Genomic DNA, 10605 nt, shown 5'->3' with positions numbered 1-10605 from the left:
CCGGCGCGCCCGCCCCCCCCCCCGGCGGGCCGCGGGCGCCGCGGCGGGCGCGCCGGCGGCCCGCCGCGCCCGCCCGGCCCCCGCCCCCCCCCCCCCCCCGGGCGGGGTCGGCGGGGACCCAAGGGCTCAGGAACCCAGCGTCCACTTCTGGTTCGCGCCGCCGGTGCACGTCCACAACTGGAGCCGGGTGCCGTTGGCGGAGTTGTTGCCCGTCACGTCCAGGCACTTGTTCGCCTGCGGGTTGACGATGTCGTGGGCGGCGGACAGGACCCACTTCTGGTTGGTGCCGCCCGCGCAGTCCCACAGCTGGAGCTGGGAGCCGTCGGCGGTGCCGAAGTCCTTGACGTCCAGGCACTTGCCGAGGGCGCGCAGGGTGCCGTCCGCGGCGGCCGTCCACTGCTGGGCGGCCGAGCCGTTGCAGTCGTAGAGCTGGACCGGAGTGCCGTTGGCCGGGTTGGCGCCGGCGACGTCGACGCACTTGCCGGCCAGGCCGGTGATGCGCCCGGTGCCGCCCCCGCCGGAACCGCCGTCGGAGGTGGTGACGCGTACGTAGTCGACGACGAGTTGCTGCGGGAAGGAGGTGCTGCCGTCCGGGTCGCCCGGCCAGTAGCCGCCCACCGCGAGGTTGAGGATGACGAAGAACGGCTTGTTGAACACCCACTGCCGACCGCCGAGGTCCGCGGGGGTGCGGCGCTGGTAGACGGTGCCGTCGACCGACCAGCTGATGGAGTCCGGGCTCCAGTCGATGGCGAAGGTGTGGAAGGCGTCGGCGAAGGCCTGGCCGCCCGGGAGGGTGTAGCCGGCGCCGATGCCGCCGGACCCGGAGTATCCGGGACCGTGGAGCGTGCCGTGCACGGAGCCGGGCTCGAAGCCGACGTTCTCCATGATGTCGATCTCGCCGCTGGCGGGCCATCCGATGTCGCCGATGTTGCTGCCCAGCATCCAGAACGCGGGCCACATGCCCTGGCCGCGGGGGAGCTTCATCCGGGTCTCGACATGACCGTAGGTGGTGGTGAAGCGGCCGGAGGTGTTCAGCCGGGCCGAGGTGTACTGGCAACTGCCGTACCAGCACTGGTAGCCGGCGGGGTTCTCCTTGCGGGCGGTGATGACGAGATGACCCTGGCCGTCGAGGGCGGCGTTGCGGTTGCCCGCGGTGTAGTACTGCCGCTCGTGGTTGTTGACGTTGTCGCCGGTCTCGATCTGCCACTTGCCGCCGTCGACGCCGCTGCCGGCCGCGCCGTCGAACTCGTCCGCGAAGGTGGTGACGGCCGCCGCGGCGGCGGGTGCCGCCGCCGGGGCGCCGCTCGCGGGGCCCGTGGTCGTGAGGGCGGCCAGCGCGAGCAGGCCGGTGATGCCTGCGGCGAGCAGGCCGCGGGCGCGGGGGCGCCGGCGGGGGCGTGGGGGGACTGTGTTCACGCGCGATGCCTTTCGTGGGGGGCATGTACCTGACATGTGAACGGTCGCGGGAGGGGCCTCGCGCCGTGGTCATGGGGGACGCGTACGGCCCATCCGCCTTTGTTCAAGGCTTAGTTCACGCCGTGATTGAACTGCCGGGTCAAGAGCCCGTCAAGAGGTCTGGACCAAGAAGAAGGCCCGCGCGGGAATCCCCGCGCGGGCCCGCCCCGCACCGCTACCCTGTCCCGCCGCACGCCGCGGCGGCCGTCCGTCAGGTGCCGGGCTTGCGCCCGTACACGTAGACGTCGTCACCGGTCTTGAGCATGCTCCAGTACTTCTTCGCGTCCGCCGAGCGCATGTTCACGCAGCCGTGCGAACCCGGCGGGGACCACACACTCCCCGCGATCGAGTGGAACGCCTCGCCGCCGTCGAAGAACTGGCTGTACGGCATCGCGACGTGGTAGATCGTCGAGTAGTGGTTGATGTGCCGCCAGTAGATCTTCTTCAGGCCGGTCCGCGTCTCGTAGCCGTTGCGGCCCGTCCGGACCGGCACCGGCCCGAACTTGAGGGTCTTGCCGTCCTGGATCCAGCTCAGCTGCCGGGTCAGGTCGACGCAGGCGATGCGCCCCTTGTTCGTGGGGCACTTGCCCGCCTTGTTCGGCGTCCGGCCCGCCGCCTTCTGGGCGTTCATGATCTTCATGACACCCCAGGTCACCGGCCCCGCGTAGCCCGCGTTCGGGTAGATGCCCTTCTTCGTCTGGAACGCGCGTATCGCGTTGCAGTCCGCCGACGACTGCTTCCCGTCCACGGGCCGCCCGAGGAACTTCTCCACTTCCTTCTGGTACGGCCCCTTGCTCGCCGTGCACTTCGAGGCGGCGTGCGCCGTGCCGCCCCCCGCGACGACCGGAGTCACCGCCATCACGGCCACCGCGAGGACCGCTCCCGCGCGCCGTCCCGCTGACAATCCCGCTCCCATGGTTCCCCTTCCCCGCCCGGCCGCCGTGCGACGGCCTCACTCCCTAGGACATCCGGGAGCGGCGGGAGGTTGCGGTGACGGGACGGCGCACATCGTCAACTGCGCTACGGAATCAGCGGGTTGAGGATCCCTCCAGCGCCTCGCGCACCGTGCGCACCGCCCGCTCCGTGTCCTCGCGGGTGATCTCCAGGTGGAACACGAAGCGCAGCCGGCCCGGGTAGGCGGCGCACAGCACCCCGCGCTCCGCGAGGCGTGCCCGTACCTCGTCGGCGGTCAGCCCCGGCGCGGGCTCGGCGAAGACCATGTTGGTCTGCGCGGGTTCGACCTCCAGGGCGGCAACGTCCTTGAGGCCCTCCGCGAACAGCGCGGCATGCGCGTGGTCGTCGGCCAGTCGCGGCACGTGGTGCTCCAGGGCGTACAGGGCCCCCGCCGCCACCACACCGGCCTGCCGCATCCCGCCGCCCAGCGCCTTGCGCCAGCGCAGGGCGCGTGCGACGAACTCCCGGGAGCCCAGCAGCGTGGAACCGACCGGGGCGCCGAGGCCCTTGCTGAAGCACACCGAGACGCTGTCGAAGTTCCCCGCGATCAGCCGCGCCTGCTCGAACGGGTCGCCGCCCGCTGCCACCGCCGCGTTGAACAGCCGCGCCCCGTCCAAGTGGGTGGCCAGCCCGTGCTCCCGGGCGAGACCGGTGGCCGTGCGCAGGTAGTCCAGCGGGACGGGCCGGCCGCCGATGGTGTTCTCCAGGCAGAGCAGACGCGTGCGCGGGAAGTGCGGGTCGTCCGGCTTGACCGCCGCCGCGATGTCCGCCGGGTCCAGCGTGCCGTCCGCCCGGTGCGGCAGCGGATTCGGCTGGATGCCGCCCAGCACGGCCGCGCCGCCGCCCTCCCAGCGGTAGACGTGGGCCGACTGCCCGGCGATGTACTCGTCCCCGCGACCGCAGTGGGTCAGCAGCGCGCAGAGGTTGCTCTGCGTGCCGGAGGACACGAACAGCGCGGCCTCGAAACCCAGGCGCTCCGCGATCCGCTCCTGGAGGGCGTTGACGGTGGGGTCCTCCTTGAAGACGTCGTCCCCCACCGGGGCGTCGGCCATCGCCCGGCGCATGGCCTCGCCGGGCCGGGTGACGGTGTCGCTGCGCAGGTCCAGGACACGGGCGGGGGCTTCGTCGCCGGACGCGCCGACGTCTGCGGCGGTGGCGGGGGCATCGGTGGCATCGGTAGTGCGCATGCCCTCACCCTGCCACGCCCGCCCGGGCGACCCGCGGCCGGTACGATCGCGGGGTGAACCCCTACTGGCACGCCGTCCTGCCGCCCCTGTGCGCCTGACCGGGCGCACTCACTGACGGCCTGATCTCCCCCAGCTACCGCTGGGAGGTGCCCCCACCCCAGCTACCGCTGGGAGGTGCCCCCACCCCGGCTGGCGCTGGGGTGCACTCCGCCGGCCTTCGGTCCGGGGGAGTTCATGGGACGACACGACCGGGACCCGTCGCAGACCCGCGCCCCCGGCGAGCCGCGCGCCGCCCGGGGCCGCGACAGTGCGCCCGCTGCGAATCCGCTCCTTCCGATTCGTGACGAAAGGCCACCGCCGTGCCCGAACTCCCTCCCGTCGCTTCCGCACGCCCGCTCACGGCCCGACCGCCCGCCGCCCGCTCCCGGTTCACCCAGGGCGCCCTGCCGATCCTGACCGCAGCGCTGCTGTGGGGCACCACCGGGACCGCCGCATCCTTCGCGCCCACCGGCGCCGCGCCCGCGGCGGTCGGCGGCGCGGGTCTCGTCCTCGGCGGCCTGCTCCTGCTGGCCGGTGCCCGCGGCGCCGCGGCGCTGCTGCGCTCCACCGCGCCGGGCCGCCGCCCGCTGCTCGCCGTCGGCGCCCTCGCCGTGGCCGGGTATCCGCTCGCGTTCTACCCGGCGGTCGCCCGCACGGGCGTGGCCGTCGCCACCGTGATCGCGCTCGGCAGCGCGCCGGTCTTCACCGGGTTGCTGGCCTGGGCGGCCCGCGTCGTCCACCGGCCGGACCCGCGCTGGACCGCCGCCACCGCGGCAGCGGTCCTCGGCTGCGCGCTGCTCGTCCTGGGCGGGGGCGGCACGGACACGGCCGAACGCACCGATCCCACGGGCGTCGCCCTCGCCGCGCTGGCCGGGCTGTCGTACGCGCTCTACTCGCTCGTCGGCGGCCACCTCATCGGGGAGGGCCACGCCCCCGGCGCGGTGATGGGCGTCCTCTTCGGCGCGGCCGGGGCGCTCACGCTGCCGGTCGTCCTCGCCTCGGGAGCGGCGGCGTGGCTGCCGACCGCGCGCGGTGCCGCCGTCGTCCTGCACCTCGCGCTGCTGACGACGTTCCTCGCCTACCGCCTCTTCGGCCACGGTCTGCGCCGCACGCCTGCCGCCGCGGCGACCACCCTCACGCTCGCCGAGCCCGCGGTCGCCGCCCTGCTCGGCGTCGCCGTCCTGGGCGAGCGCCTCACGCCGCTGTCCTGGACGGGTCTCGGCGTGCTCGGACTGGCCCTTGCGGCCCTCTCCCGCGGGGTCAGGAGGAGTGCTGGAGCGCCTGCGGCCCGGAGTACAGCGCCTTGAACGGGTGGCCCGACGGCGCGCCGCCCGCCTTGCGCGACAGCGGCAGCCACAGGGACAGGTTCAGGCTCGTGCGGTCGAACACCTTGTGCGCGCCGAGCTCGGCGGCGGCGCGGGCCGCCTCGGCCGAGTCGAGGTGTTCCAGCGCGGCGAGGGCCGCGTGCACGGCGGCCCTGTCCGACGTGGACTCCGCGGCGCGCACGCGGAACAGGCCCATCTGCCGCTCGTCCGGCGCGCGCAGCAGCCAGACACTCGCCAGTCCCTGCCCGGCGGCCTCCTCGAGAACGGCGGGCCACACACGTTCCAGGACCCCGGCGTCGTCCGCCTGCCCGGCCCACGACCAGCGCTCCAGCCGGCTCACGTGGTGCGTCGTGGCGAGCGGCGTGAGGTCGTGGGCGCCGACGACCCGCCAGACGCGGCGGTCGACATGGCTGAAGAACGGCCGGCTCCAGAACGGGACCCCCGGCTCCAGTTCGAGCTGCTCGGTGAAACGCACATAGGCGACGGCGTTCTCCCAGGTGTCGAAGACGTAGCGGCCGCCGACCTGGTTGACGCCGAGTTCCTCGTCCCTGCGCAGGGGCACGTACTTGTGGTGCATGCCGGGGCGGTCGTCCATGGCGGGACGGTCGCCCTCCGCCAGGCCGTCGATCTCCTGGGCCGACAGGTGGCCGGGCAGGTCGAAGTCGGACGTGAAGGCGGCCTCGGCGGCGATCGGTCCGGTGGGGTGGTCGCGGATGTCCATGAGTGTCCTTTCACGTCTCGCCCGGACGCGCCGGGGGCGGTCGGGCGGCCCCTTCCGAGGCGCCGCCGCGCCTCACATCGCCGTCGGCGGAAGGTCGTCGTCCTCCACGCGCTCGCCCTCCGCCTGGGAAGGGGTGGTGTGGGGGACGTCGGGGTGGATCTCCATGGTGCTGCGCTCGGCGGGGTCGTACTCCCGCTCGCCCTCCGCCTGGGACGGCGTCTGGAGGTAGACGCGGGGATCGGTGTCGGAAGCTCGGGAGCTGCTCATGACGCTCCTCCTTCGCTTGATCCCTCCATCGTGCTCCTTCAGGCGCGACGGGGCGAAACCAGCAGGAAGGCGGCCCGGCCGCCGCGGTCGCGGTGGAGCGTGCACTGCCAGCCGTGGGGTTCGAGCAGCGCGCGGCACCGATCGAGCGCGGGCCCGGCCGGCTCGTCCCCCGGAGAGGGCCAGGAGACCTCGGCGACGCCGTCCTGCGCGGCGGCCGGGGCCACCGCGTAGCCGGACCGCGTGGGGCGGCCGGAGCCGTCGCGGGCTGACGGCGGGAGGCCCGCGGCCTCCAGCGCGAGGGCGACGGCGTGGACGTGGCGGTCGCGTTCCCAGGGCGCGGGGCTGCCGGTGTCGCCGTCCTGCAGGACGCGCCGGATCTCCAGCAGGCCGGACCAGGCCGCGGCGACCTCCGCCGCACGCGAACCGGCACCGCCCCCGGCACCGGGGCCGTGCCCGTCGTCCGCGAGGAAACCGGACGCGCCGGACGCCTGCCGCGCCGGCTCCGGCGTTGTCTCCGGCTCCTGCGACGGGAGCTTGGTGCGGGCGAGTTCGGCGCGGACACGCAGACCCTCCGGGGTGAGGTAGTGGCCGCCGGTGCGCCCGTACCGCACCGCGAGGCCCTGCTTGGCCAGCGCCGTGCAGGTCGCCTCCCGCGCGCCCAGCAGCCCCGTGTTGACGTCGGATTCCAGGAGGGCTGTGCGCTGCGCGGCGGTCAGGGGCATGAACCGCAGCCTATGTGCCCCGCGCCGGACCCGGGAATGCCCTACACTCGAAATTCGAGCAGCTGTTCGAACGGAAGGGCGGAGGCGGGCAAGACCATGGTCGAACCGGAGCGGTACCAGGACCAGGACCCGGGTCCCTGCGTGCTCTACATCCGCTGCGGCGGCACGGACCCCGCGACACTCGCCGCCCTCGCCGGACTGGTAGGCCAGTTCACCCCGGTCGTGCGCGTCGAGCGGCCGGACGCGGTCGTGGCCGACGTACGCCCCGCGGTGGGCTTCTACGGGCTGCTGCCGGAACAGCTCGCCTTCATGATCAGCACCCGGGCCTCCGCGCTGTACGACGTGGGCCTCACGATCGGTGTCGCCGGCAGCCGCACGGTGGCGTACATCGCCGCGTCCGACGTCCTGGGCGGCCGCATCCGGGTCGTGGACTCCGATCCGGACGCCGTCGCCGACTTCCTGCGCCCCCAGCCCGTCGCGGCCCTGCCCGGGATCACCGCCGGTGCCGTGCGCGCACTGGTCGCGGCCGGACTGGGCACGGTCGGCCGGGTGGCCGCCGCGCCGCCCGCCGAGGTGCAGCGGATCCTCGGCGCCGGCCCCGGGCGCGCGGTGTGGGACCGCGCCCACGGCGTCGACGCGGGCCCCCTCGTCCCCGAGTCGCCGCCCGGCTCACTGGCCGCCGACCGCCTCTTCACGGCCGACGCCACCGACCGGGGCGCGCTGAGCCGGGCCGTGATCGAACTCGGCCTCGGCCTCGGCGAGCGGCTGCGCGCCACCGCCCGTACGGCGACCGGCCTCACCCTCACCGTCCGGCTGGGCGGCGGGTCCTCCGTCAGCCGCAGCCGTACGCTGCCCGCCGCCACCTCCGACCCGGGCGAGCTCGCGGAGGCCGCCTTCGCGATGCACGAGGCACTGGGCGCGCACCAGGCCCCCGTGCGCGCGGTGGCGCTGCGCGCCGAGGGGCTGTCGGCCGCCGCCGCCACCGTGCCCGCCCGCCCGGTGCCCGCGGGCGCCGGAAGAGGCCGTTCCGTACTCCCGTCGACCTTCGCGGTGCACCCCGTTCAGGAGGAGCGCCGGATGTCCTCCTGAGCCACCGCCTCCAGCAGCGCGGCCATCAGCTCGCGGCCGTCGAGCGGCCGCGGCTGCGGGGACCGCCGGGCCCGGGCCATCTCCGCGAAGCACGGATCGCAGACGGCCAGCGGGAGGTGCGGGATGCCGCAGTCGCGGACGGTGTCGTCCCCCCGCCCGCAGACATCGCAACGCCACAATGCCGCCACATGTTCGATGGTGCCCGGTCGGAGCGCTTCGCAACCGGGTGCGACCGGCCCGCGACGCGACGTCAACCACCGCCGCGCCGCGGGCCGTTGCTCACAGCCGGCGCTGTCGCACGGTCACCCGTCGCCGATCACACGCCGTGTGTGCGCCCGCAGCGCGCACGCCACCATCCCGTCCGGGGTGTGCCGCAGCTGCGGCACAGTCGCCGGGTGGTGCCCGGAGATCAGGTCGACGATGCGGTACGCGGCCTCCTCGTCCTCCGCCGCTATGCACACCAGCACCGTGCCGTGCCCCGTCCCGGGTGTGGCGTCCGTTCCCTGTGCCATGCGTCCCCTCCGTCCGTCTCGGTCTGCCGCCGTCACGGTGGACGCGTCGGAAGACTGCCGCGCCGGTGCGCCGGTTCTGCTGCCGCCGGGCGTTCACCCGCACGAAGCACCGCGAGGTGCACGGGGCTTACGATGAGTGGCCGTGTCGGTGCACAGCCGTCCCCGGAGAGGAAGTCTTGGCCAAGCAACGGATTCCGGTCGTCGTCCTCGCGGGATTCCTCGGTTCGGGAAAGACCACGCTCCTCAACCACCTGCTGCGCTCCAGCGGCGGGACCCGCATCGGCGCGATCGTCAACGACTTCGGCAGCATCAATATCGACGCCCTGTCGGTGGCGGGCCAGGTGGACTCGATGGTCGCCCTCGACAACGGCTGCCTGTGCTGCGCCGTCGACGCCACCGAGATGGACGACATGCTCGCCCGGCTCGCCCGGCCCCAGGCCCGGATCGACGTCATCGTCATCGAGGCCAGCGGGCTCGCCGAACCGCAGGGCATGATCCGGCTGCTCCTGGCCAGCACGAACACCGCCATCACCTACGGCGGCCTCGTGGAGGTCGTCGACGCGGCCGAGTTCGAGGCGGTGCGGGCCCGCCATCCCGAACTGGACCGCCATGTGCGGGCGGCCGACCTCGTCGTCCTCAACAAGACCGACCGCGTGGACGCGGAGGCGCTCGGCCGGGTCCGCGCCGCCCTCACCGCCCTCGCCCCGGACACCCCGCTGGTCGAGGCCGCCCACGGCCGCGTCCGGCCCGACCTGCTCTTCGACCCGCGACCCCGCCCGGCGGACGACGCGCCCGCGCGTCAGCTCTCCTTCGAGGAACTGTCCGCAGACCACGCGGACCACGCTGACGGCGACCACGGCGACCACGAGGGCCATCTCCACGCCGCGTACGAGAGCGTCGAGTTCACCTCCGAGGCGCCCCTGCACCCGCGCCGCCTGTCCGAGTTCCTCGACACCCGTCCCGCCGGGCTGTTCCGCATGAAGGGCTTCGTCCGCTTCGCCGCTCCCGGCCACCCGCAGAAGTTCACGCTGCACGCGGTGGGCGGCTTCCTGCGCTTCACGTCCTCCGCCTGGGCCCGCGGGGAGTCCCGGGCCACCCGCCTGGTCATGATCGGCTCCGGCCTGGACGCCGAGGGGCTGCGCAAGCGGCTCGACGACTGCGTGGCCGGCCCGGCGGCCGAGATCCCGGAGGACGCCATGCTCGGCGTCCTGCGCTACCTGCGGCCCTGAGACCGCCGCCGGCGAGCCTCCCGGGTGGCCCCGCCCCCGCACAGCACGGCGGCCCCGAGCGGGATCACCGGCAGGAGGATGCCGAGCGCCCAGGTCAGGACGCTGTGATCGGTGGCCACATGCGTACCCCACCATGTGTGCACCACGGACACGACCTCCCCGGGCCTGCCCTGGTAGCGGACCATCACCGGGCTGTGCGACACGGCCGGGTGCGCCTCCGTGCCGATCGGCCGCCCGGTGCACTCCGTCGGCGCCCGCCCCCGCTCCCCGATGCGTTTCTCGCACTCCAGGAGCACCACGTGCTCCTCGCGGCCCAGTGCCCCGACGTCGAACGCCCCATGGGCCGCCGTGAACGCCGCCACCGCCAGCAGCAGCACGGTGAGCAGCGACCACACCAGGCAGACGGCCCTCGTGCTGCCACGCCTGCGCCGCTTCGCGAGCACACCCTCAGCGTAGGCGGTACGCCCGGCCCCGGCGTCAGAGGAACCCGACGACCAGCCGCACCCCGTCGCCGCCGAAACGCCCCGCCATCGCCCGCATCACGGCGAAGACATGCGGCCAGTGCGACTCCTCGCCCAGCACCACGCCCGCGGTCAGCGGTTCGTAGTGGCAGGTCCCCGTCGGGACGGACCACTCGGTGCTCCGGTCCTCGCGCAGCCCCGGCGGCGGCGGACCCGTGACCGCGAGGACGTCCGCGGGCCACTCGGCCGGAACCAGCCACTGTTGGAGCGAGCGCGGCGGGGCGGTCTGCGTCCAGGTCAGCCGCCCCGCGAAATGACCAGGGGCGGCGGTGGGCGGCAGAGCCTCCAGTTCGGACCACGTGACCCAGGAGGCGTCGTCCAGTTCGAGGCCGTCGGCTCCGCGCAGGGAGGGCGCGAGTCCGCCGGACAGGTCGTCGGGCAGTCCGCGTCCCGCGGCGAGGGGCCGGTACCCGGCACGGTTGCGGACGCCGAACAGCAGGCCGAAGGCCGCGTAGTCCTGCTCGTCGTACAGCGGCCACAGGTCCATGGCCATGACCCATGGCTCACCGTCGTAGTCGTCGGTGCCCGCCTTGGGGTGCCGGAATTCGATACCGCCGTGGATGTCCGTGCTCATGGTGCGCACC

13 protein-coding genes are annotated in these 10605 nt (G+C 74.3%); 3 read left to right on the top strand and 10 right to left on the bottom strand.

Features of this window, described 5'->3' with window-relative positions; translation table 11 throughout:
- Positions 1–126 precede the first annotated feature (126 nt).
- From ABZ883_RS24870 to ltaE, 3 genes are all read right to left on the bottom strand, one after another.
- Positions 127–1416, bottom strand: a complete 1290-nt coding sequence (locus ABZ883_RS24870; RefSeq protein ID WP_360909589.1) for a family 16 glycosylhydrolase — start codon at positions 1414–1416, stop codon at positions 127–129.
- Between the two features lie 250 nt (positions 1417–1666).
- On the bottom strand, positions 1667–2314 hold the full coding sequence (locus tag ABZ883_RS24865) for a L,D-transpeptidase (RefSeq protein WP_360909609.1): 648 nt from the start codon (positions 2312–2314) through the stop codon (positions 1667–1669).
- Between the two features lie 169 nt (positions 2315–2483).
- Positions 2484–3596 carry a low-specificity L-threonine aldolase gene (gene ltaE / locus ABZ883_RS24860; protein WP_360909587.1) on the bottom strand — a complete coding sequence of 371 codons (1113 nt, stop codon included), beginning with the start codon at positions 3594–3596 and terminating at the stop codon, positions 2484–2486.
- A gap of 359 nt (positions 3597–3955) precedes the next feature.
- Between ltaE and ABZ883_RS24855 the strand changes: the two genes are divergently transcribed.
- The gene (locus tag ABZ883_RS24855) at positions 3956–4942 is read left to right on the top strand and encodes an EamA family transporter (RefSeq protein ID WP_360909585.1); all 987 of its coding nucleotides are present in this window, start codon (positions 3956–3958) and stop codon (positions 4940–4942) included.
- Here ABZ883_RS24855 and ABZ883_RS24850 read toward each other — a convergent pair.
- The 3 genes from ABZ883_RS24850 to ABZ883_RS24840 all read right to left on the bottom strand — a co-directional run bounded on the left by ABZ883_RS24850 (position 4896) and on the right by ABZ883_RS24840 (position 6670).
- Complete coding sequence (locus ABZ883_RS24850) at positions 4896–5681, bottom strand: hypothetical protein (protein ID WP_360909583.1); 786 nt, start codon at positions 5679–5681, stop codon at positions 4896–4898. The two genes, ABZ883_RS24855 and ABZ883_RS24850, sit on opposite strands and share 47 nt — an antisense overlap.
- Positions 5682–5753: 72 nt before the next feature.
- On the bottom strand, positions 5754–5948 hold the full coding sequence (locus ABZ883_RS24845) for a hypothetical protein (protein ID WP_360909581.1): 195 nt from the start codon (positions 5946–5948) through the stop codon (positions 5754–5756).
- A 38-nt stretch (positions 5949–5986) separates the two neighbouring features.
- Positions 5987–6670, bottom strand: coding sequence for a hypothetical protein (locus tag ABZ883_RS24840; protein ID WP_360909579.1), 684 nt, complete (start codon positions 6668–6670; stop codon positions 5987–5989).
- A 96-nt stretch (positions 6671–6766) separates the two neighbouring features.
- Here ABZ883_RS24840 and ABZ883_RS24835 point away from each other — a divergent pair, with 96 nt between their 5' ends.
- Entirely contained in the window at positions 6767–7759 is a 993-nt protein-coding gene (locus ABZ883_RS24835) for a hypothetical protein (protein WP_360909577.1), read from the top strand.
- On the opposite strand, the gene ABZ883_RS24830 is transcribed toward ABZ883_RS24835, so the two are convergent.
- Positions 7732–7947, bottom strand: a complete 216-nt coding sequence (locus tag ABZ883_RS24830; protein WP_360909575.1) for a hypothetical protein — start codon at positions 7945–7947, stop codon at positions 7732–7734. The genes ABZ883_RS24835 and ABZ883_RS24830 overlap by 28 nt on opposite strands.
- A gap of 114 nt (positions 7948–8061) precedes the next feature.
- Entirely contained in the window at positions 8062–8271 is a 210-nt protein-coding gene (locus tag ABZ883_RS24825; RefSeq protein WP_360909573.1) for a hypothetical protein, read from the bottom strand.
- A 176-nt stretch (positions 8272–8447) separates the two neighbouring features.
- Here ABZ883_RS24825 and ABZ883_RS24820 point away from each other — a divergent pair, with 176 nt between their 5' ends.
- Positions 8448–9500 (top strand): GTP-binding protein, encoded by a 1053-nt coding sequence (locus ABZ883_RS24820; RefSeq protein WP_360909571.1) that lies wholly within the window; start codon positions 8448–8450, stop codon positions 9498–9500.
- Here the strand turns inward: ABZ883_RS24820 and ABZ883_RS24815 are convergent.
- Positions 9485–9943: a hypothetical protein gene (locus ABZ883_RS24815; RefSeq protein ID WP_360909569.1), complete on the bottom strand. Its 459-nt coding sequence runs from the start codon at positions 9941–9943 to the stop codon at positions 9485–9487. The genes ABZ883_RS24820 and ABZ883_RS24815 overlap by 16 nt on opposite strands.
- A 34-nt stretch (positions 9944–9977) precedes the next feature.
- A complete protein-coding gene (locus ABZ883_RS24810) occupies positions 9978–10595 on the bottom strand; it encodes a hypothetical protein (protein ID WP_360909567.1) in 618 nt (205 codons plus the stop codon).
- Positions 10596–10605 lie beyond the last annotated feature (10 nt).

The sequence above is a fragment of the Streptomyces sp. NPDC046977 genome, assembly GCF_040644455.1.
Classification (GTDB): Bacteria; Actinomycetota; Actinomycetes; order Streptomycetales; family Streptomycetaceae; genus Actinacidiphila.
The sequence above is the reverse complement of the archived record's forward strand: the minus strand, read 5'-3'. Positions and strand labels throughout refer to the sequence as shown.

Coding starts and splice junctions, on each gene's coding strand:
- ltaE (WP_360909587.1), bottom strand. CDS start 3,596: ATGCGCACTACCGATGCCACCGATGCCCCCGCCACCGCCGCAGACGTC.
- ABZ883_RS24865 (WP_360909609.1), bottom strand. CDS start 2,314: ATGGCGGTGACTCCGGTCGTCGCGGGGGGCGGCACGGCGCACGCCGCC.
- ABZ883_RS24810 (WP_360909567.1), bottom strand. CDS start 10,595: ATGAGCACGGACATCCACGGCGGTATCGAATTCCGGCACCCCAAGGCG.
- ABZ883_RS24840 (WP_360909579.1), bottom strand. CDS start 6,670: ATGCCCCTGACCGCCGCGCAGCGCACAGCCCTCCTGGAATCCGACGTC.
- ABZ883_RS24825 (WP_360909573.1), bottom strand. CDS start 8,271: ATGGCACAGGGAACGGACGCCACACCCGGGACGGGGCACGGCACGGTG.
- ABZ883_RS24835 (WP_360909577.1), top strand. CDS start 6,767: ATGGTCGAACCGGAGCGGTACCAGGACCAGGACCCGGGTCCCTGCGTG.
- ABZ883_RS24850 (WP_360909583.1), bottom strand. CDS start 5,681: ATGGACATCCGCGACCACCCCACCGGACCGATCGCCGCCGAGGCCGCC.
- ABZ883_RS24845 (WP_360909581.1), bottom strand. CDS start 5,948: ATGAGCAGCTCCCGAGCTTCCGACACCGATCCCCGCGTCTACCTCCAG.